Raw genomic sequence first — 20,112 nt, 5'->3', positions numbered from 1 at the left:
ATCCAGAGTCTTTCAGCGGAGGGATTCTGGATTGCTTCGCTGCGCTCGCAATGACGAGCTCGTGGGACGCGCTCGCCACACACTCCGCTGTCATCGCCCGGCTTGACCGGGCGATCCAGTACGCCGAGACGGTAGTGATTGAATCGAGACGCGGCGGCGTACTGGATTCCCCGCCTTCGCGGGGAATGACACCGGTGATGAGGAAGCGCTTTGCGCGAACCCAACACCGGGAACTCATCACCCGTCCCGTAATGATACGCATGCGCAAGAGTTCCTTCACCATCCACGTTGACCGGTCGTTTACCGCTTTACGTCAGGCGGCATTTACCAATGCGCAACTGCGCCCCGTGAAAACACCCGTGTTCGCTTGAGTGTGCGGTATGCGCAACGCGGATTAACGCCCCGGCAACCTAAATTAGATACTCACGATAAAGATCGAATTGCACGGATGTACTGAGTTCGATCGGACGAGCGTAAGCGTAGCGTGAGCGTATCGATGTCAGTGTTGCGTAACCATCCGAAGGGCGCGCGGTTCGCGTCCTTCGGAATCGGTCTCTGCATCTTCGCATTGATGCCGAGAGAGACCGGCTATCAGGATATTGCCTCGCTGCTGGCGCGCCAACCCGGCGTCGCCGAGCGTTGGCAGAAGCAGGTGTTCTCAGCGGCGTCCTCCATACAGCTGGCCACCTACAGCTTTTCGCGCCCCATCGGCACGTCGGTTCCACAGAGCGCGATGGTTCGCCTGGCGAGCCTCGATGGCCGCGACGTCACCGGCGCGATCGGCCGCAATCCCGCGCTTCAGGCGCCGCCGCGCTACCAGGCTTCCGACTTTCCCAAGGTCGATCGCTCCATGAAGGGCGATCGCCTCGCCATCGTTGCACCGACCCAGCCTCCCGAGACGGTCGCGCCAGCTGCGGCACCGGCGCAGGAAGATCCCGCGACGTCCAACCGCTCGGTGTTCGGCGCCAAGACCGCCGCCTTGCCTGACGCGATGTCGCCGGAATCCGCGGCCGCGCTCGATCCCGAGCTCCAGGAGGCGCTGCGCGCGCCGCCGCTGCCGCAATACTCCAATCCACCGCAGGCCAGCGACGCTGCGCGCGCGCTCGCGACCGCACCGCTGGAGGCGTTGAAGCGCACGCCCGCCGCGCCCGCGCCGGCGCGCGACCCCTTCAGCGTCAAGACCTCGAGCCTGTTCTTCGGCAGTTCCTCGCTCGGCGGCAATCTCGAGCCCATCGAGAGCTGGCAGCCCGGCGCCGAGCCGCTGATCGTGATGCCAGACTCCGACATGAAGGTGACGGCCTCGCTGTCGCCGCCGACGGCGGAGATCGCCAAGGACATCGAAAGCGGCGAGAGCGTTGCGCCGAAGGGCGAGGTCAACGCCGACAACCAGCGCGCCAGGTCGCCGGCGGAGCGGCTTGCGCTCGACGAGAAGTCGCGTGCGAAATCCGAGAAGTGCCTCGCCGAGGCCGTCTATTTCGAATCCCGCGGCGAGGCGGTACGCGGTCAGATGGCCGTGGCGCAGGTGGTGATGAACCGCGTGTTCTCCGGCAAATATCCCGACACCGTGTGCGGCGTGGTTTACCAGAACAAGTACCGGCATCTGGCCTGCCAGTTCACCTTCGCCTGCGACAACAATGCCGACGTGATCCGCGAACCCGAAATGTGGGAGCGCGCCAAGAAGATCTCGAAGGCGATGCTCGACGGCCAGATCTGGCTGCCCGAGGTCGGCAAATCCACGCACTACCACGCCTATTGGGTGCGTCCGTCCTGGGTCGCCGAGATGAAGAAGCTGTACAGGACCGGCGTGCACACCTTCTATCGGCCGCGCAACTGGGGCGACGGCAGCGAGGAACCGAGCTGGGGCACCCCCGCCCAGACCGCCGCGCTGTCCGCCGAACTCGCGCAGGAGGCCAAGAGCTCGGCCGAGATGGGCGAACGTCGGTAGCGCCATGACGTTGCGGAGGCGCTGGTGCTCAAATCACGCCTCGATATCCAGCGCACAGTCGAAATTGGGCGCCGAATGTGTCAGCGCACCCGCCGACGCGTAGTCGACGCCGGTCGCCGCGATGGCGGCGATCGAGTCCAGCGTGACGCCGCCGGATGCCTCCAGCGCAACCCGGCCTTCTGTCATTCTCACCGCCTCGCGCAGTGTCGCAAGGTCCATGTTGTCCAGCAGCACGGCGTCGGCGAGGCCGGTGTCCAGCACCTCGCGCAGCTGCGCCAGCGTATCGACCTCGATCTCGATCTTGACGAGATGGCCCGCATGGGCACGGGCGCGCTCCAGCACCGGACCGATGCCGCCCGCGACCGCGATGTGGTTATCCTTGATCAGGATGGCATCGTCGAGGCCGAAGCGGTGGTTGAAGCCGCCGCCGCAGCGCACGGCGTATTTCTCCAATGCGCGCAATCCCGGCGTGGTTTTGCGCGTGCAGCAGATGCGCATCTTCGTGCCTTCGGTGCGCGCGACATAGTCCGCCGTGAGCGTGGCGACGCCGGAGAGGCGGCCGACGAAATTCAGCGCGGTCCGCTCCGCCGTGAGAATGCCGCGCGCGGGGCCCGAGATCGTCAGCACATGCTGGCCGCGCGCAACCCGTGCGGCGTCGCGGACATGTGCGCGCAGCTCGATGTCGGGCGACAGCTTCTGCAGGGTCGCGAGCGCCAGCGGCAATCCGGCGATCACGCCGGACTGGCGCGCGACCAGGATCGCTTGCGCCCTCGTCGCTTCCGGAATCGTGGCAAGCGAGGTGATGTCGCCGGCGCGGCCGAGGTCCTCGTCGAGCGCGCGCTGGACCGCCAAGTCGATCGCGAGCGGAGAGAGAAAGGCGTCGGGATAGAGCAGTGAGGTCGGGGCGATCATGGGGCCTCCTTCAGGCGGTCATGGATTGCGCGATGCGCGGCAACGGACGCTCGTTCAGGGTCTCCGCCACCTCGCGTGCCGCGGCGAGCGTCGTCATCGTTCTCCGGGCCGGTCCGGGCGCGTCCGCCGGATGATCGGAGCGGAAATGCGCACCCCGGCTCTCGCGCCGTGTCCAGGCGGAAGCGGCGACGAGCAGGGCCGAAATAGCTATGTTGCGGAGGGCGATGCTTCCCGCCTCACGTTCGAGCATGGCGAAGTGGCGCACGGCTTCCGCAAGCCCGTCGCCGTCGCGGATCACGCCGACATGGGCGCTCATCATCGTGCGCAGCCGCTTCACCGCTGCGGCATCCAGCGTGCCGGCGCGCGGCATCACCAGCGCGTCGGGAACGCGGCCGGGCGATGGCACTGTGCGGCCGGCGATGTCGTCGGCAATCCGCGCGGCATAGACCACGGCCTCCAGCAGCGAGTTGGAGGCGAGACGGTTGGCGCCATGCATGCCGGTCGAGGACACTTCGCCGCCGGCCCACAAGCCGTCGATCGAGCTGCGGCCGCTGGCGTCAACTGCGATTCCGCCCATGTGGTAATGCGCGGCGGGCGCAATCGGAATCGGCTGCGTCGCGGGATCGATGCCGGCGGCGATGCAGCTCGCATGCACGGTCGGAAACTTGTCGGCGAAGCGGGGACCCAGCGCCTGCCGGGCATCGAGGAAGACGCTGCGCCCCGCCGCGATCTCCGCGAACACGCCGCGGGCCACGATGTCGCGTGGTGCGAGCTCGGCGAGCGGATGGCGCGCTCTCATGAATCGTTCGCCATCGCCGTTGATCAGCGTCGCGCCTTCGCCACGCAGGGCTTCGGTGGCGAGCGGGGCCGGATCGCGCCCGACCATGATCGCGGTGGGGTGGAACTGCACGAATTCAGGGTCGGCGATCACGGCGCCGGCGTGGGCTGCGATGGCCAGGCCGGAGCCGCTGGCCTCGAGCGGGTTCGTGGTGACGCCATAGAGATGGCCGAGTCCGCCGGTTGCAAGCACGATCGCGCGCGAAGCGAGCACGACGGGCCGTGCCGCGGGATTGCCTGCCTCGCGCAATTGAAGGCCGGTGACGGCGCCGTCCTCGGTCGACAGGGCTTCGGCGACAAAGCCTTCGATCAGGCGGATCGAGGGCGTGCGTCGCACGGCTTCGCTCAGCGCTGCGATGATCGCGGCGCCGGCGCCATCGCCGCGCACATGGACGATGCGCCGCGCGGAGTGCGCAGCTTCCCGCCCGACGGCAAGCCTGCCGCCGGGATCGCGGTCGAACGGAACGTCATAGGCGAGAAGATCATGGATGCGCGGCGCCGCCTCGCGTGCGATCCCGAGTGCTATGGCCTCCGGCGTATCGCCTTCGGCCACCGCCGCGGCGATGCCGCCTTGCGCCCATGCGGACGATGCGCCCTGTCCGAGCGGTGCCGCCGAGATCAACGTCACCGGCCGCGGCGCAAGCTTCAGCGCGCAGAACAGTCCGGCAAGGCCACCGCCGACGATGACGACGTCGTCGGTGGTGCGGGTGAGGTTGTGGACGTTGTGCTGCATGCTGTGCTCTCAATTCTTCAAATTGATCATGCGCTCGACCGATCGCCGTGCACGTTCCGCAAGCGCGGGATCGATCGTCACCTCCTCGCCAAGCGTCAGCAGGCTCTCCAGAATGTTGGCGAGCGTGATGCGCTTCATGTGCGGGCAGAGATTGCAGGGCCGCAGCATCTCCACGTCGGGAAGCTCCGCCCGCACGTTGTCGGCCATCGAGCATTCGGTGATCATGACGAGGCGCCGCGGCCGCTTCGCGCGCACCCAGTTGATCATGTGCGCGGTCGAACCGGTGAAGTCGGCTTCCGCCAGCACGTCCGGCGGGCATTCCGGATGCGCGATGATCTGGACGGACGGATCGGCCTCGCGGAAGGTCCGCAGCTCCTCGCCCGTGAAGCGCTCATGCACCTCGCACGCGCCCTTCCAGGCGATGATCTTCACGTCGGTCTTCGAAGCCACATAGGTGGCGAGGTATCGGTCGGGCAGGAAGATCACGCTTCGAGCGCCCAGGCTCTCGACGACCTGCACCGCGTTCGAGGACGTGCAGCAGATATCGACCTCCGCCTTCACCTCTGCCGAGGTGTTGACATAGGCAACGACGGGCACGCCCGGAAACTTTTCCCGGAGCAGCTTCACGTCCGCGCCGGTGATGCTCGCTGCGAGCGAGCAGCCCGCGCGCGAATCCGGGATCAGAACGGTCTTGTCCGGATTGAGGAGCTTCGAGGTCTCCGCCATGAAGTGCACGCCGCACTGCACGATGATGTCGGCCTTCACCTTGGTGGCCTCGACTGCGAGCTGGAGCGAGTCGCCGCCGATATCTGCAACGCAGTGGAAGATCTCCGGGGCCTGGTAGTTGTGGGCGAGGATGACCGCGCCTCGCGCGCGCTTCAGCTCGTTGATCGCGTTGATGGTCGGCGCCATCAGCGGCCATTCGATCGGTGGGATCACGTGTTTCACGCGCTCGTAGAGCGGGGCGGTGGCACGTTCGACCCGCGGCGTCCATTCCAGCGCGGGCATCGGCAATTTCGGTCCCCTGGGCGCCGGCGCAACGCGGGGGAAGGTGGTGGGTTCGCCCTGCGGCCGGCTGGCGAAGTCATCGGGGCCGTAAATTCCAGTGATCGGCATTGAAGCCTCCCGTGTGCGATTTATGCTCAATATGAGAATATGTTAGGCCCGAGAAATCCGGCCGAGAGGCCGGGCTGAACTCCGCTGCTACTAAATATGCTCAATCTGAGTAAATCAAACTTAGCACGCCTCAAGGCGTGCCGCTAGGTCTTTCCCCACACATTCCCGTTAGTTCGCGGCGGATGCGTCGAGCGAGGCCGTATTGAAACGCAATGCTCCCGCGGCAGCTCCTCGTGGAATGCAATCGTTTTTGACTTGGGATTTCCATGCAGATGCATTAAACGGCTCACCCGCGGCTGCTCATTTGCGGATCCGCCAACGACAGACGAGGAAGACCATGTCGGCACAGATCGGCGAACTCGCACCGGCCTCACGTTCCTCCAACTGGCGCACCCCGGCCGTCATCATTCTCTGCGGCTGTGCGATCGGCATGCTCGGCTTTGGTCCGCGCTCCGCGCTCGGCTTCTTCGTGCAGCCGATGAGCCATGAGTTCTCCTGGGGCCGCGACGTGTTTGGCCTCGCGATCGCCGTGCAGAATCTGTTGTGGGGCCTGGGCCAGCCGTTCGCCGGCGCGGTCGCTGATCGCTTCGGCCTGTTCCGGGTGATGTGCGTCGGCGCTCTGCTCTATGCCGGCGGCCTGCTCTTGATGCGCTACTCCTCGACGCCGCTGTCGCTCGACATCGGCGCCGGCGTGATGGTCGGCTTTGGTCTTGCCGGCTGCTCGTTCAATCTGGTGCTGTCGGCATTCAGCAAGCTCTTGCCGCCGGAGAAGCGCGGCCTTGCGCTCGGTGCCGGCACCGCGGCGGGGTCGTTCGGGCAGTTCCTGTTCGCGCCGATTGGCGTCGCGTTGATCGACAATTTCGGCTGGCAGCAGGCGCTCTCCGTTTTCGGCTTCCTGATGCTGTTGATCATTCCGCTGTCGCTGGCGCTCTCGACGCCGCCGGTCGCAAATACGGGAAACGCGACGCCCGCGGATGAGCAGACATTCACCAAGGCGCTTGCCGAAGCCTTCGGCCACCGCTCCTACGTGCTCCTGGTCCTCGGCTTCTTCACCTGCGGCTTCCAGCTCGCCTTCATCACCGTGCATCTGCCGGCCTTTCTGGTCGATCGCGGCATCTCCACGCAAACCGGCGGCTGGGTGATCGCGGCGATCGGCCTGTTCAACATCATCGGCTCGCTCAGCGTCGGCTATCTCCAGAACTATCTGCCCAAGCGCTACATCCTCTCGACCATCTACTTCACCCGTGCGCTGGCGACCCTCGCCTTCATCGCATTCCCGATCACGCCGTTTTCGGCGATCGCGTTCGGCGCCATCTCCGGCCTGACCTGGCTATCGACGGTGCCGCCGACCTCGGCGCTGGTGGCGCTGATGTTCGGAACGCGCTGGCTCGCGACGCTCTATGGCTTCGCCTTCGTCAGCCACCAGGTCGGCGGTTTCCTCGGCGTCTGGTTGGGGGGCATTGTGTTTGAAAAGTTCGGTTCCTACACGCCGATCTGGTGGCTCTCGATCCTGTTCGGCGTGCTCTCCGCGCTGATCAATCTTCCGATTGTGGAGAAACCTGTCGAGCGGGCGGTTGCGCAACCTGCCTGATCGGATAAACAATCCCTGAAACAAGTCAGGGAGTGCAGTCGTGGCCACATTCAAGGCGATCCGGATCGACAAGGCGGACAAGGGGACCACCGCCGCGTTGACGCAATTCGACGAAGCCGAGCTGATGGATGGTGACGTCACCGTCCGTGTGGAATGGTCGACGCTGAACTACAAGGACGGGCTCGCGCTCACCGGCAAGGCGCCGGTGGTGCGCCGCTTTCCGATGATCGCAGGGATCGACTTCGCCGGCACGGTCGAAGCGTCCTCGCATCCGCAGTGGAAGGCTGGCGACAAGGTGGTCTGCACCGGCTGGGGTATGGGCGAGACCCATCTCGGCGCTTATGCCGAAAAGGCGCGGGTGAAGGGCGACTGGCTGGTCGCCTTGCCGCAAGGCCTGTCGGCGCGGGACGCCATGGCGATCGGCACCGCCGGCTTCACTGCAATGCTAGCGGTGCTGGCGCTCGAGAAGCACGGTCTCTCGCCGAAGAGCGGCCCGGTCGTGGTGACGGGGGCCGCCGGCGGCGTCGGCTCGGTCGCGATCGCCGTGCTCTCGAAGCTCGGCTACCATGTCGTCGCTTCGACCGGACGGGCCTCCGAGGCCGACTACCTGAAGCACCTGGGAGCGGCCGAAATCATCGACCGCAACGAATTGTCGGGACCGGCAAAGCCCCTCGCCAAGGAGCGCTGGGCCGGCGGTGTCGACAGCGTCGGCTCGACCACCCTCGCCAACCTGCTCTCGATGACGAAATATGGCGGAGCGGTTGCGGCTTGCGGCCTGGCGGCCGGCATGGACCTGCCGTCCTCGGTGGCGCCGTTTATTTTGCGCGGAGTGTGCCTTCTCGGCATCGATTCCGTGATGTGCCCGATTGAGCCCAGGAAAGCCGCCTGGCAGCGCCTGGCGTCCGATCTGGACCGAGAAAAGCTTATTGAAATTACTAAGGAAATTCCCCTGGCCGAGGTCTCGGATTGGGGCGCTAAAATCCTGGCCGGTGAGGTCCGCGGCCGCATCGTGGTAAAAATTGTCTAACGGCGTTCAGACTTTACCAACCAAGCTGCTTCAATGTCGCCATGGTTGGTATGGTAAGCAACGGGTAAAGAGATAAGGCATCGCCCGCTGCGGGGGTTGGGTTCGGAGTTGAGCATGCTTGCGCGTATTGTGTTGGGGGCTGTCACGGCGGCAGCAACGTTTGCGCCGGCCATTGCTGGGAGCATGAACGCCGATGAGGCGCGCCGCTTCGTAGCTGGCAAAGTGTTCGCCTTCACCTGCTTCGACGGCACCCGCGGCGCAGGCCGCATCCTCGACGATCTCGGCGCCGCCGGTGCGGTGCAGTTTTCGGGCGCAGGCCCGGTCCGTCATCTCCGCCTGCCCGGCAATACGCTCCAGATCCGCGGCCAGAACGTCTGCGCCTCGATCAAGGGCATACCGTTCGAGCCCTGCTTCAACCTCGAGAAGACCGACGATCGCAGCTTCCGCGGCTCGGTGTCGGGCATGGGCTTCGCCTATTGCGACTTCCGCCATCAGGGTGGCAATCAGATGCTGATGGCGCGCGCTGCGGCGCGACCGCGCTCGCTGCGGACTTCGGAACACACCGGTTCGGTCGGACCGTCCAATACCGAAGTCGCCGCGCGCGTCGAGACGCCGCGTGTCGAGAGCAGCCGGCTCGAGCCGGTGAAGTCCGAGCCAGCGAAGAACGAGGGACCGCTGGAGCTGCGCCGGTCGACCCAGTGAGCCGGTCCACGCGGACGAACCGCGCGCTTCGTCGTTGAAAACATTGATCGAACACGAAGCCGCCGCGCCGTAGTCATACGGGCGGCGGCTTTCATGCGTTGGTAGCTGTTCGCGCCTCAGTTTGCGTGCGGCCGGGGGCGCTCCCACGCAAGGGGTTCAACGATGTCGCTCTACTTCTTCCGCATCAGCACCGGCCGTTACTCCGGCGCCGCCGACCAGCCCTACGAGTTCGAGGATCGCGCGGCCGCCTGGACCGAGATGACCGAAGTGTGCGCCAGTCTGCTCGGCGGCATCTCGCGCAGTCTGAAGCCGAACGCCGAGTGGTGCATGGAGTTGCTCGACGAGAACAAGAGGCCGGTCTTTCGCATCAGCCTCGTCGGCGAGACCGTCGGATGCAAGGCTTCCTAGATCCCACTTCAAGATGCAAACTGCAACTATGACGCGATCATTCCTCTTCGCGTTCAATTAATTAGCGTACGAGATCCGTATTTGTGCGAGGGGCCTCGTTAACCAAAAGCTGGAACTCTCACCGGTAGCTTCGCGGTAAGGGCGATCAACGTCCAAGCGGCCAACAACGACTTGGCAGCTCGTTTCCGGGGAAACGCACCGATGTTGAGTCTCTTTCGAAATCTGCAGATCGGGACCAAGCTGGCGATCGCTTCGGCGCTTGGAGTGCTCCTGGTTGGAGCCATGATCGCAAGCCAGATGGTTGGAAACGGCCATGTGCGCCGATCCAACCAGGCCGCGTTCGCCCAGCAGGAACTGGCGCGTGAGGCAGTCGAGGCCAAGTTCTCGGTCCGGAGCATGCAGCTCGCGGTACGTGACATACGTCTCGCCAACAACTCAGGCGAATTGCAGAAGGCGAGCGATGCGCTCGTCGAACGTTCCGGCCGGCTGGTCAAGGTTGCCGATGCAATGCTCAAGCTGTCGCCCGCGGCGGAAAATCGCGCGAGGATGGAGGCGCTCAAGACCCACGCCGCGAATTATCTCAAGGCCGGGCAACAAGTCGCCTCGGTGCGCAATGAAACCATCGCGGCGATGGGCGCAAACGACGCAGCCCGCGTCGCCAAGCTCGTCGAAGAGGGGGCGCGTCTCACTCGCGAGGTCACGTTGCCGATTGCCGGCGAGATGGATCAGGTCGCCAATCAGGTCGCCGATTTCGCCAGGCACCGGAGTGAAGAGGATATCGCCGCCTCGGTGCAGGAGATGGCCTTGAGCGAGCATGTCGGAATGGTCGTCGGCGTGTTCGCGGTGCTCGTCCTCGTCGGCTCCTGGCTGATGTCGTTCCTGACCATCGCCCGGCCGATCCGCGCGCTCACCGTGGCCATGGACAAGCTCGCCGGCGGCGATTTCTCCGTGGTGCTGCCTGGTCTCGGCCGCAAGGACGAGGTCGGAGGCGTCGCTGCGGCGGTCGAAAAGTTCAAGGTCGTGTCGGAACAGAAGGCGCGCGAGGAGGCCGAAGCCAAGATCAGGCAGGATCAGATTGCGGCCGCGCAGCGCAAGGCCGAGATGCACAAGCTCGCGGACAGCTTCGAGGCCGCGATCGGTGAAATCGTCGATACCGTCTCGTCGGCCTCGACCGAACTGGAAGCTTCTGCATCGACGCTGACGTCGACTGCGGCGCGTGGACAGGAACTCACCACCATGGTTGCTGCCGCCTCCGAGGAAGCGTCCACCAATGTGCAGTCGGTGGCGTCGGCGACCGAAGAGCTGTCGTCGTCGATCACCGAGATCAGCCGGCAGGTGCAGGAATCGGCCCGCGTCGCGGGCGAGGCGGTGAACCAGGCCCGCACCACGACCGATCGCGTCGGCGAGCTTTCCGCTGCCGCGGCACGGATCGGCGACGTGGTCGAGCTGATCAATACCATCGCCGGCCAGACCAATCTCCTGGCGCTCAATGCAACCATCGAGGCCGCGCGCGCCGGCGAGGCGGGCCGCGGCTTCGCCGTCGTCGCCTCCGAGGTCAAGGCGCTGGCCGAGCAAACCGCGAAGGCGACCGGCGAGATCGGCCAGCAGATCGCCAGCATCCAGACCGCCACCGAGCATTCGGTCGGCGCGATCAAGGACATCAGCCATACCATCGAAAAGCTCTCGGAGATTTCTTCGACCATCGCAGCCGCGGTCGAAGAGCAGGGCGCCGCGACGCAGGAGATTTCCCGCAACGTGCAGCAGGCGGCGGCAGGCACCCATCAGGTGTCGTCCAACATCATCGATGTCCAGCACGGCGCGAGCGAGACCGGCTCGGCGTCTTCGCAGGTGTTGGCGGCGGCGCAATCGCTGTCCGGCGACAGCAACCGGCTGAAGCTCGAGGTTGGAAAGTTCCTGGGTACCGTGCGCGCTGCCTGACGTTCGCCGTCCGCACCGGTGCTAAAGCGGAATGGGCTTGGGTTGGATCGATTGCCGCGGCTCGTTCACCTCTCCCGCTTGCGGGAGAGGTCGGCGCATCCGGACGAAGCGAAACTTCGTCCCGTGCGCCGGGTGAGGGCTGTCTCCTCTTGTCTCCTCTTGGGGATTGTCCCTTTGCGGAAACACCCTCTCCCCAACTCTCTCCCGAAAGCGGGAGAGCGAGCTCACTTCCGGAGTTTTCCGAGAGATATCTCTGCAGCTGGTTGAAGAGCGACCGTGCGCGCGCCCGTAGTTTTACGGGCGATCATGTTAACGCCTGTTTGCAATTATGGGCTTAATCCTCACGGGATAAGAACCAGCCAGCATTGCTGAACTGACCTCCGCCTGCCGTCCGTCGTGACGCCTGCGGCGCAGGTGACGTGCGCCTTGCCAGGTACCATCGGGATTGTCGTGATGTCGAAGTTGTCAATCGTCTTCAAGCTGCTGACCGTGCTGTCGGTCCTCGTGCTCTCGCTCGCCGGCGTCGGCGTGATGGCGATCGGCACGATGCAGAACATCAACGCCCACACGGTCGAGATTGCGGAGAGCTGGCTGCCGAGCGTGCGTGCGCTCGGTTCGATGCGCGCCGACATCAATGAGCTGCGCGTCGTCCTGCGACTGCACCTGATGCAGCAGAGCATTGAAGGCAAGGACGCCGCCGAGAAACGCATGGCCCCGCTACGCGAGCGCATCGAGAAGACGCGCAAGGTCTATGAAGGCCTGATCACCTTGCCGGAGGAGCGCTCGATCTACGAGCAGTGGACCAAGGCCTGGGCCGACTACCTGACCGGCGTTCAGGAGACGATGGCGCTGTCGCGCAAGAGCCCCGGCGGTTTCCCGACAGAGGCCAACGAGCTGTTGCAGACCAAGGTCGCCAAGATGGCTCAGGCGGCGGATCCGCTGCTCCTGAAGAGCATCGAGCTCAACAACAGCGGCGCCGAAGCTGAAACCAAGGAGGCGGCAGCCAGCTACGCCACCATCTTTCGCGTGCTCGTCGGCATCATCGTTGCAGCCGTCGCGATCGCGATCGCCGCCGCCTACTATCTCGTGCGCGACGTGTCTCGTGGCATCGCCTCGATCATCCGTCCGATGCAGTCGCTCGGCGAGGGCGACCTCTCGGCCGAGGTGCCGCATCGCGGCGAGAAGACCGAGATCGGCTCGATGGCGGATGCGCTCCAGATCTTCAAGGAGGCTCTGATCGCCAAGAAGGCCGCCGACGAGGCGGCGGCGCGCGACGCCGAGGCCAAGATCGAGCGCGGCCGCCGCGTCGATGCCATCACCCGCAATTTCGAGGTCATGATCGGCGAGGTCGTCGAGACCGTGTCGTCGGCCTCGACCGAGCTCGAGGCCTCCGCGGCCACGCTCAGCGGGACCGCGCAGCGCGGCCAGGAGCTCGCAACCGTGGTTGCGGCTGCGTCGGAGGAAGCCTCCACAAACGTCCAGGCGGTGGCGTCCGCCTCCGAGGAGCTGTCGTCCTCCATCACCGAGATCAGCCGCCGCGTGCAGGATTCGGCGCGCATGGCCGCGGAAGCCGTCGAGCAGGCGGCGCGGACCAACGAGCGCGTCAACGCGTTGTCGCAGGCGGCCTCCCGCATCGGCGACGTCGTCGAGCTCATCAACACCATCGCGGGCCAGACCAACCTTTTGGCGCTGAACGCGACCATCGAAGCGGCCCGCGCCGGCGAGGCCGGCCGCGGCTTCGCTGTCGTGGCCTCCGAGGTGAAAGCGCTGGCCGAGCAGACGGCGAAGGCGACCGGCGAGATCGGCGCGCAGGTCGCAGGCATCCAGGCCGCGACGCAGGAATCCGTCAGCGCCATCCAGGAGATCGGCGGCACCATCGAGCGGCTGTCCGAGGTGTCCTCGGCCATCGCCGCCGCCGTCGAGGAGCAGGGCGCGGCCACGCAGGAAATATCGCGGAACGTTCAGCAGGCCGCGCTCGGCACCCAGGAGGTCTCCTCCAACATCACCGACGTGCAGCGCGGTGCGATCGAGACCGGCTCGGCCTCGGGCGAAGTGCTGTCCGCGGCGAAGTCGCTGGCGACCGACAGCACCCGCCTGAAAGTCGAAGTCGCGCAGTTCCTGCAATCCGTCCGCGCAGCCTGATCCTCAGCTGCCGGTCTGCGGCGCGGCCGGCGGCGGCGCGACCTGCCGCCGGAACAGGATCCGTTGGTACAGCCAGCCGATCGCGACCAGCACGATGCCTAGGCACATGAACGACAGCGCGCGGTAGACCCCCGTCAGCGTCGACATGTCGATGACGAAGGCCTTGAGGATCGTCAGCGCGATGACCACGGCCGACGCCAGCCGTGCCCGTTCCGAATTGACGAGGATGCCGACGCCGAGCAGCACCACGCCGAAAGCGAGCCAGCCGATCGAGTAGGTGTATTGCTCGGCTCCCGTGGTCGGCCCGGTGGACAGGATCGGGCCGTGATAGAAGCGGCGGATCTCCAGCGTGACATAGGCGAGCGCGAACACGAGCGCGCCGCCTGCAATCGTATTGGCGTAGACCTTGCCGCGCTCGCCGGCCACGGCATAGGACAGCAGCAGCATCAGCACAGCCGGCAGCGCATAGCCCAGCAGCAGCAGGTTGAACACCGCGCCGCCGACGTCGGTGCGCCACAGCAGCGGATTTTCCAGGATCAAGAGGCCGAACACGCTGATGAGCCCGGCGATCGCCGTCAGCACGACCGCGCCGACATTGTGCACGATGCTGCGGCTGCGCAGCCGCAGGCGCTCCAGCCCGATGGCCATCGCCAGCGTGACGCAGACTTGCAGTGCGAATTCGAGCAAGGAGGGGGCCGCTGTCATCCGGCCGCCGGTCGCAAAGTGCCGGATCTCCATGAAGACGAGCAGCGCGGTGAACAGGATTGCGGCGGTCTCGACCATGCGCAGCGGCGCATCGTCGGCGCGGCGGCGCAGGAAGACGCTCGCGGCCCAGAAGGAAAGTGCCGGCAAGCCGTAGCCCCACAGCAGCCAGTTCAGAATCGGCGTGGTGCCGACGGCGTCGCCGACGATGCGAGGATCGTAGGCGATGCGCGCGGTGACGAGCCCCGCGAAGATCGCAGCGAGCCAGCGCAGGAACGGAATCGGCCGCTGCATCGAGATCCAGGCCGTGCCGAGCGACATCAGCGCCAGCGCGATCGTCAGCCAGCCCTTCTCCAGCGCGAAAGTCAGCGCCAGCGCCAGTGCGCCGAGCGTACCGGTCGCGAACAGGGCCGTGGAGATCGCGACGCCCGGCCGGGTCTCGCGGCGCGTGAGCGCCTCGGTCGCAGCGCCGAAGGCGCCGGCAAGCAGCACCGCCAGGATTGCGAACGGGATCGAGCGGTCGAGATGAGCGATACGCGCATAGAGCGCAACCAGGATCGCGATCGGCGTCGCGACACCGGCCGCCGCCCACACCACCGGAATGATTGCCGAGTTCGAGCGGCCTTGTGCCAGGAATCCGGCGATGCCGAAACCGACGGCGAAGAGCGCGGCCGTGACCAGATGCAGCGTCACCGCGCTGTCGGTCGCTGTCGGTCCGATGCCCGGCATGGGGCCGCCCTGCAGGACCAGCATATCGGGATTGGCTCGCACCGCCCATTCGGCGAACACGATGAAGACCGTCGCTGCGGCTGCCCCCAGGGCGCCCGTGGCCGCCGGCGCACGCCAGGCGACGAACAGTGTTCCCGCGACCAGCATCGTAAAGGCGATCAACGCCAGATCGGCATGCCCGCTCGACAGCACGATCAATAGCGCGCCGAACAGATAGGCGCCGAGCGCGCTCGACGAGACCGGCTCGATCTCGCCGTCCTCGATGCCGGGTCCGAACATGAATCCGCAGACGACGAGCAGCGCGGCCAGCACGAAGCCCGCAATGACATGGAAGGCGTGCGGCGCGACCTGCAGTTCGGCGGTGTCGAGACCCGGGAAGATCCAGAGCACGGCGAACACGATTGTCGTGACCGCGAGCCAGCGCCACAGCCGGATACGAGCGAGACCAAAGCTCGCCGCGGTGACGATCGCGAGATAGATGTAGAGCGCCCAATAGTCCGGCTTGCCGCTGGAGACGAGGACCGGCGTCACGAAGGCGCCGACCACGCCGAGGCCGGCGAGCGCGGGTCCATGCAGGAGCGCTGCGGCAAGCGTGCCAAGCGCGACGAGGCCGAGCAGCACGAAGGCGGTTGCGGGCACGAGGAAGCCGTAGAGCGCGTAGGCGGCGTAGATGGTGGCGAACGCCACCGCCGTGCCGGCCGCGGTGAGGATCGCCGGGATGTTGGCGATCGGCAGCGCCTGAATGCTCGAGATGGCCTCCTTGCGCCGCGTCCATTCGCCGGCGCCGAGCAGCGCCAGCGCGAACAATCCGCCCAGGAACACGCGCACGCCGGGGCCGAGCAGACCGGCCTCGATCGAATAGCGCACCATGAAGAAGCCGCCGAGCGCCAGCGCGAGCCCGCCGATCCACACCACCCAGCGGGTACCGAGCCGCTCCTCGAAGCCGGGTGCGGGCGCGGGCAGCGGCGGCGGTGCGCCGGCTTCAGGGCTGGCCTCGAGCGGGGGCGGCGAAACCTCTGCGGCGACCGGCGGCGGCACAAGCTCGGGCTCGGGCGCAAGCGGCGGCGGTTCTGCTGGAGCCGTCGCGGGCGCTTCGGTCTGCCCCGGCGCGGGCATCAACGGCGGCGGCTGCACCTGCCGCTGCGCGTAAAGCATCTCTTCCAGCGAGCTCAGCCGGCGGCGCAGCTCGGCTGCCTGGCTGGACGCCTTGATCGCGATCAGGAAGGCGACGATCGCAATGATCAGCGCAGAGACGTCAAACGGGCCGTCGAACATGAAGCCTCCAGGCAACCGGCGGGCAGGGGCCGGTACCACAAATATCAGGATCTAGCGCCGGGAGCGTACGCGCAAGCCCGGCGCGGGTCGTTCCTGGAGCACGTCGCGGCGGAAGCGATAGAGCGCCGCCGGCCGTCCGCCCGTCTGTGTCGACATGACCCCGGTCGGTTCGACCAGGGCTTCCATTTCGACCAGGCGACGGAAATTCTGCTTGTGCAGATGCCGGCCGGAGATCGCCTCCACGGTGTGCTGCAGTTCGGTAAGTGTGAATTCAGCCGGCAAAAGTTCAAAGATGACAGGACGATACTTCAGCTTTGCGCGCAGCCGCGCAATGGCCGTGGCGAGAATCCGGCGGTGGTCGAACCGCATCGAGGTCCCGAGCGGGGGAAGCGTCTTGCGCGCCAAGGCCGCGGGGCGGCCATCGCGCCGCGCCTCCTCGATCAGCCCGGCCTCGTACAGCAGCTCATAGCGGTCGAGCACGCGTTCCTCATCCCAGGGCGCGCCGTCGAGACCGAAACAGAACCGCACGCGGTCCTTCCGCGGCAGCGCGCGCGTCGTCTCCGGCGTCTCCTCCTCGGCCCACTTCGTCAGTGCCGGAATGATGTCGCGGGCGATGATCCCCGGCGGCTGCTCGCGCCAGTCTTCCCACGGGAAGAAGCGGTACCATGGCTCGAAGCTCGCGCCGGTCGCGACGAGCTCGCCGCCGATCGCGCGCGTCAGCGCGAGATAGCCGATCGACACCATATGGGCGCCGGTGTCGCCGGCCTCGGCATGACGGCCGCGATCGCCGAACGTGTAGAGCTGCTCGACATAGCCGAGACGCAGGCCCGCCTGTTGCTCGACCCAGGCGCGCAGGCCGATCTCGAAAGTGCGATGGGCGAGCGCATCGAACGGGCCGAATGGCAGGCCGGCAAGGCCGTCAGCACCGCGTGCGGTCAGGATCAGCGGCTCGTGGTTCTCGATCGCAACGATCGCAGCGGTGAGACCGATCTCGATCGGCGTCAGTCTGTCGTTCATGCGGTGTTGCGCGCAGCTGTTGCGAGAAAGATATGTCGACTGGTTGCGGCTATCTCTCCGCGGGCTCGGTGTGACCTCTCCCGCTTGCGGGAGAGGTCGGCGCGTTGCGCCGGGAGAGGGTTGTCTCCACACCGGGAGTGTCCCGATGAGGACCCACCCTCTCCCCAACCCTCTCCCGCAAGCGGGAGAAGGGGCTCACCTGCGTTGTGGCGCGCAATTCTCATTCGAGCTCGATCACGAAGGGACGGCCCTCGACCATCATCGAACCCGGGCCCATCTCGTCGAGCGCGCGCAGCATGCGGCCGTTGCGCCCGAGAGCGCGATCGGCAAGGCTGACGATACGCCGGTTCGGCGAAGCGATCGGCGAGGCCGCGCGGATCTTCCTGGCGATCTCGATCTCGTCACGGTTCGGATTGAGCGCGCAGACGGCCGCAAACGCGCTCGCGGTGGAGCGGCTGATGCCGGCGTAGCAATGCACCACCAGCGGTGCGCTGCGGTCCCATCCCCGCACGAAGGTCAGCACCTGCTCGATATGCATTTCCGATGGTGCGACGAAACCGTCAATCTCCTCGGTGATGTCGTCCATCGACACCTTGAGGTGGTTGGCGGGGAGCACCGACACCGGACGGGCCACCTGCTCGACATTGGCCATGACGGTCAGGACATGGCTGGCGCCTGTGGTACGGACGGTCTCGGGAAGTGCTGCGAGGGAACAGACGTGGATCATGGCGGACCTTTTTGCCGGCGATTATAGCGGGGGTCTGTTGAGTGGGCAAAGCGGTGCGTGCCCACACTTTTTGTCGCAAACGCGAAGGGACGGTGGTCACGGGGCCGTGCGCCTTTTTGCCCAGCCCAGGACCTACGCAAACAGCGCGCCAAACCGCTCCAGAAACTGCTTCTCCGCCCGCGCCGCGGTCCACGGTGTCAGGTAGTCGCGCCGGACACTGTCGGACAGGCCGGGATCCTTGCCGAACAGGCGCTTCGCCTCGCTCATCTTGAAGCCGGCGAGCTCGGTCGCCTCAAGGTAAGCCGCGCCGCGATCGGCGGCCTTGATCGCCGCCGTGATCTCCTCCGGCAGCACCGGCGGCAAGCCGAAGCGGATATGGATGGCGCCGAGCAGGCGCTTCTCGACCGCCTTGTAGTGGCCGTCGAGCACGGCCTTGAACGGAGAGATCATGTCCCCGATCACATATTCCGGTGCATCGTGCAGCAGGGCTGCGAGCCTCATGCGCTCGTCGGCCCGTGGCATCTCGTGCCGCAGCACGGTCTCGACCAGCAGCGTGTGCTGCGCGACCGAGAAGATATGCGCACCTACGGTCTGCCCGTTCCAGCGCGCGACGCGGGCGAGGCCGTGCGCGATGTCGGCGATCTCAATGTCGAGCGGGGAGGGATCGAGCAGGTCGAGCCGCCGGCCCGACAGCATGCGCTGCCAGGCGCGGGACGGCGCATCGCGCGCGGTCTTCTTCGTCGTCATCTGGCCTTGAGACGCGGCTTGCGTTGCGTCTTGCCGCAGGTTGCGTGGCAGTGGCAGTCGACGAGATGGTCGTTGACCATGCCGGTCGCCTGCATGAAGGCGTAGACGATGGTCGGGCCGACGAATTTGAAGCCGCGCGAGGACAGCTCCTTGGATATCTGCACCGACAGCGGCGTCGAGGCGGGCACGCTCGCGGTGGTCTTGAACTGGTTGACCTTGGGCCGTCCGTCCATGAAGTCCCACAGCAGCTTCGAGAAGCCTGGACCCTTCTCCATGATGTCGAGATAGGATTTCGCGCTCAGGATCGCGCCGTCGATCTTGGCCTTGTTGCGCACGATGCCGGCATCGTTCATCAACGCATGGACCTTCTTCGCGTTGTAGCGCGCGATCTTCTCGGGCTGGAAATCGTCGAAGGCTTTGCGGAAATTGTCGCGCTTGCGCAGGATCGTGATCCAGGACAGGCCGGCCTGGAAGCCGTCGAGCATCAGCTTCTCGTACAGCGCGCGGTCGTCATACTCAGGCACGCCCCATTCGGTGTCGTGATAGGCGACGTAAAGCGGATCTTCGCCAGGCCAGGGACACCGTTTCAGGCCGTCGGGATGCAGGCGGGCGGCACGGCTCATGCGATGGGCTGCTTGGCTGGAATGCGAACGGCGTCCGGTTCAGCGATCGTCATAGCCAGCCCCCCAGCGGTGAGCGGCTGGCCCGCGTCGAGCGCGTCGGCGACGCGGTCGATGCGCACGAGGGCGATCCCCTTGCCGCCCGCGGTCGAGCCGATGGTTCCGACGGGCTTGTCGCCGGCGAGAATTGTGGCCCCGATCTCGGGCGAGGGCCCGTCGAGCAGCACCTTGACGCTGCGGGTGCGCGCGGTGCCGCGATGCTGCATGCGCGAGACGACCTCCTGGCCGACATAGCAGCCCTTGTCGAAATCGACGCCGGCGAGACGATCCATGTTGGTCTCGTGCGGGAAGGCATCGCTGTACATGAAGTCGAGCCCGCCCCGGGGAACGCCGAGCGCGATGCGGTGCGTCTCGTATTCGGCCGCATCGACCAGCTCGGCGCCGATGAGGTCGGACAGCTTCTGCTTGAGATCTTCCGGGATCAGGATGCGGTAGCCGAGCGCGCCATTGCGCGGGTCGGCGAAGGCGAGGTCCGGCTGGGCGGCGGGCTGGCCGTCCCAGGCCGCGAGCACGCCGAGATCGCCGGACAGGTTGTCCACCGTGACCTTGGCGCGCAGCTTGTAGAACTTGAGCTTGGTGGCGAGGGTGTCCGCCAGAGCCTTCGGGCAATCGATCAGGAACCCGCCGCCGTGACCCGCGGGCGCTTCCGTGATCAGGAAGTCCACGATGATCTTGCCTTGCGGCGTGAGCAGCGCGCCGAATCGTCCCAGGCCCGGTTTCAGCCTGTCGACGTCGGTCGTGATGAGGCCGTTGAGGAAGTTGCGTGCATCCTCGCCTGCGACCTTGATCACACCCCGGTCGGGAAGAAACGCGGATTTCATGCGAAAATCTCTTGCGACATGTTGCTCCGGAACGTAAGCCCGCAACGCATAAACGACAAGACC

Annotated in this window: 16 protein-coding genes and 1 pseudogene; 8 read left to right on the top strand and 9 right to left on the bottom strand. The window is 66.1% G+C overall.

The window, feature by feature from the left end; all coding sequences use genetic code 11:
* Positions 1-371: pseudogene (locus tag AX729_RS40855) on the top strand (hypothetical protein); the annotation flags it as partial.
* Positions 372-496: 125 nt separating this feature from the next.
* A complete protein-coding gene (locus tag AX729_RS36110) occupies positions 497-1,945 on the top strand; it encodes a cell wall hydrolase (RefSeq protein ID WP_061029443.1) in 1,449 nt (482 codons plus the stop codon).
* Between the two features lie 33 nt (positions 1,946-1,978).
* On the opposite strand, the gene nadC is transcribed toward AX729_RS36110, so the two are convergent.
* Genes nadC through nadA form a run of 3 tightly spaced genes read right to left on the bottom strand, consistent with a single transcriptional unit; the run spans position 1,979 to position 5,543 of the window.
* Positions 1,979-2,857, bottom strand: a complete 879-nt coding sequence (gene nadC / locus AX729_RS36105) for a carboxylating nicotinate-nucleotide diphosphorylase (RefSeq protein ID WP_061029440.1) — start codon at positions 2,855-2,857, stop codon at positions 1,979-1,981.
* Positions 2,858-2,867: 10 nt separating this feature from the next.
* Positions 2,868-4,427, bottom strand: coding sequence for an L-aspartate oxidase (locus AX729_RS36100; RefSeq protein ID WP_061029437.1), 1,560 nt, complete (start codon positions 4,425-4,427; stop codon positions 2,868-2,870).
* A 9-nt stretch (positions 4,428-4,436) separates the two neighbouring features.
* Positions 4,437-5,543, bottom strand: coding sequence for a quinolinate synthase NadA (gene nadA / locus AX729_RS36095; RefSeq protein WP_061029434.1), 1,107 nt, complete (start codon positions 5,541-5,543; stop codon positions 4,437-4,439).
* Positions 5,544-5,880: 337 nt separating this feature from the next.
* On the opposite strand from nadA, the gene AX729_RS36090 reads away from it, so the two are divergent.
* The 6 genes from AX729_RS36090 (at position 5,881) to AX729_RS36065 (ending at position 13,351) form a co-directional block, all read left to right on the top strand.
* Positions 5,881-7,134 (top strand): MFS transporter, encoded by a 1,254-nt coding sequence (locus AX729_RS36090; protein WP_061029432.1) that lies wholly within the window; start codon positions 5,881-5,883, stop codon positions 7,132-7,134.
* A gap of 40 nt (positions 7,135-7,174) precedes the next feature.
* Positions 7,175-8,161: an acrylyl-CoA reductase (NADPH) gene (gene acuI, locus AX729_RS36085; protein ID WP_061029429.1), complete on the top strand. Its 987-nt coding sequence runs from the start codon at positions 7,175-7,177 to the stop codon at positions 8,159-8,161.
* Between the two features lie 114 nt (positions 8,162-8,275).
* The gene (locus AX729_RS36080) at positions 8,276-8,863 is read left to right on the top strand and encodes a hypothetical protein (RefSeq protein ID WP_061029426.1); all 588 of its coding nucleotides are present in this window, start codon (positions 8,276-8,278) and stop codon (positions 8,861-8,863) included.
* Between the two features lie 162 nt (positions 8,864-9,025).
* Positions 9,026-9,271 carry a DUF6894 family protein gene (locus AX729_RS36075; RefSeq protein WP_061029423.1) on the top strand — a complete coding sequence of 82 codons (246 nt, stop codon included), beginning with the start codon at positions 9,026-9,028 and terminating at the stop codon, positions 9,269-9,271.
* A 201-nt stretch (positions 9,272-9,472) separates the two neighbouring features.
* Positions 9,473-11,209 (top strand): methyl-accepting chemotaxis protein, encoded by a 1,737-nt coding sequence (locus tag AX729_RS36070; RefSeq protein ID WP_061029421.1) that lies wholly within the window; start codon positions 9,473-9,475, stop codon positions 11,207-11,209.
* Positions 11,210-11,662: 453 nt separating this feature from the next.
* Positions 11,663-13,351, top strand: coding sequence for a methyl-accepting chemotaxis protein (locus tag AX729_RS36065; protein WP_061029419.1), 1,689 nt, complete (start codon positions 11,663-11,665; stop codon positions 13,349-13,351).
* A gap of 3 nt (positions 13,352-13,354) precedes the next feature.
* Here AX729_RS36065 and AX729_RS36060 read toward each other — a convergent pair whose 3' ends face one another.
* The 6 genes from AX729_RS36060 to ygfZ all read right to left on the bottom strand — a co-directional run bounded on the left by AX729_RS36060 (position 13,355) and on the right by ygfZ (position 20,049).
* Positions 13,355-16,057, bottom strand: a complete 2,703-nt coding sequence (locus tag AX729_RS36060) for a DUF2339 domain-containing protein (RefSeq protein ID WP_061029416.1) — start codon at positions 16,055-16,057, stop codon at positions 13,355-13,357.
* Between the two features lie 51 nt (positions 16,058-16,108).
* Positions 16,109-17,074 carry an NUDIX hydrolase gene (locus tag AX729_RS36055; RefSeq protein WP_061029414.1) on the bottom strand — a complete coding sequence of 322 codons (966 nt, stop codon included), beginning with the start codon at positions 17,072-17,074 and terminating at the stop codon, positions 16,109-16,111.
* A 220-nt stretch (positions 17,075-17,294) separates the two neighbouring features.
* A complete protein-coding gene (locus tag AX729_RS36050) occupies positions 17,295-17,801 on the bottom strand; it encodes a tyrosine phosphatase family protein (RefSeq protein ID WP_061029412.1) in 507 nt (168 codons plus the stop codon).
* 132 nt (positions 17,802-17,933) lie between these two features.
* The gene (locus tag AX729_RS36045; RefSeq protein ID WP_061029410.1) at positions 17,934-18,548 is read right to left on the bottom strand and encodes a YfbR-like 5'-deoxynucleotidase; all 615 of its coding nucleotides are present in this window, start codon (positions 18,546-18,548) and stop codon (positions 17,934-17,936) included.
* Positions 18,545-19,171: a DNA-3-methyladenine glycosylase I gene (locus tag AX729_RS36040; RefSeq protein ID WP_061029408.1), complete on the bottom strand. Its 627-nt coding sequence runs from the start codon at positions 19,169-19,171 to the stop codon at positions 18,545-18,547. Before AX729_RS36040 ends, AX729_RS36045 begins: the two co-directional genes overlap by 4 nt.
* Positions 19,168-20,049: a CAF17-like 4Fe-4S cluster assembly/insertion protein YgfZ gene (gene ygfZ / locus AX729_RS36035; protein WP_061029406.1), complete on the bottom strand. Its 882-nt coding sequence runs from the start codon at positions 20,047-20,049 to the stop codon at positions 19,168-19,170. The genes AX729_RS36040 and ygfZ overlap by 4 nt, the downstream gene beginning before the upstream one ends.
* Positions 20,050-20,112 lie beyond the last annotated feature (63 nt).

Origin of the sequence: Bradyrhizobium sp. CCH5-F6 (assembly GCF_001556045.1) — a bacterium.
GTDB lineage: Bacteria > Pseudomonadota > Alphaproteobacteria > Rhizobiales > Xanthobacteraceae > Bradyrhizobium.
Note: the sequence above shows the minus strand (reverse complement) of the source record. Positions and strands in the feature narration are given on the sequence as shown.

What these genes read in the sequence shown, in the direction of transcription:
- nadA (WP_061029434.1), bottom strand. Translation starts at nt 5,543, where the DNA reads ATGCCGATCACTGGAATTTACGGCCCCGATGACTTCGCCAGCCGGCCG.
- AX729_RS36055 (WP_061029414.1), bottom strand. Translation starts at nt 17,074, where the DNA reads ATGAACGACAGACTGACGCCGATCGAGATCGGTCTCACCGCTGCGATC.
- ygfZ (WP_061029406.1), bottom strand. Translation starts at nt 20,049, where the DNA reads ATGAAATCCGCGTTTCTTCCCGACCGGGGTGTGATCAAGGTCGCAGGC.
- AX729_RS36060 (WP_061029416.1), bottom strand. Translation starts at nt 16,057, where the DNA reads ATGTTCGACGGCCCGTTTGACGTCTCTGCGCTGATCATTGCGATCGTC.
- nadC (WP_061029440.1), bottom strand. Translation starts at nt 2,857, where the DNA reads ATGATCGCCCCGACCTCACTGCTCTATCCCGACGCCTTTCTCTCTCCG.
- AX729_RS36075 (WP_061029423.1), top strand. Translation starts at nt 9,026, where the DNA reads ATGTCGCTCTACTTCTTCCGCATCAGCACCGGCCGTTACTCCGGCGCC.
- AX729_RS36110 (WP_061029443.1), top strand. Translation starts at nt 497, where the DNA reads ATGTCAGTGTTGCGTAACCATCCGAAGGGCGCGCGGTTCGCGTCCTTC.
- AX729_RS36065 (WP_061029419.1), top strand. Translation starts at nt 11,663, where the DNA reads ATGTCGAAGTTGTCAATCGTCTTCAAGCTGCTGACCGTGCTGTCGGTC.
- AX729_RS36045 (WP_061029410.1), bottom strand. Translation starts at nt 18,548, where the DNA reads ATGACGACGAAGAAGACCGCGCGCGATGCGCCGTCCCGCGCCTGGCAG.
- AX729_RS36050 (WP_061029412.1), bottom strand. Translation starts at nt 17,801, where the DNA reads ATGATCCACGTCTGTTCCCTCGCAGCACTTCCCGAGACCGTCCGTACC.
- AX729_RS36100 (WP_061029437.1), bottom strand. Translation starts at nt 4,427, where the DNA reads ATGCAGCACAACGTCCACAACCTCACCCGCACCACCGACGACGTCGTC.
- AX729_RS36040 (WP_061029408.1), bottom strand. Translation starts at nt 19,171, where the DNA reads ATGAGCCGTGCCGCCCGCCTGCATCCCGACGGCCTGAAACGGTGTCCC.
- AX729_RS36070 (WP_061029421.1), top strand. Translation starts at nt 9,473, where the DNA reads ATGTTGAGTCTCTTTCGAAATCTGCAGATCGGGACCAAGCTGGCGATC.
- AX729_RS36080 (WP_061029426.1), top strand. Translation starts at nt 8,276, where the DNA reads ATGCTTGCGCGTATTGTGTTGGGGGCTGTCACGGCGGCAGCAACGTTT.
- AX729_RS36090 (WP_061029432.1), top strand. Translation starts at nt 5,881, where the DNA reads ATGTCGGCACAGATCGGCGAACTCGCACCGGCCTCACGTTCCTCCAAC.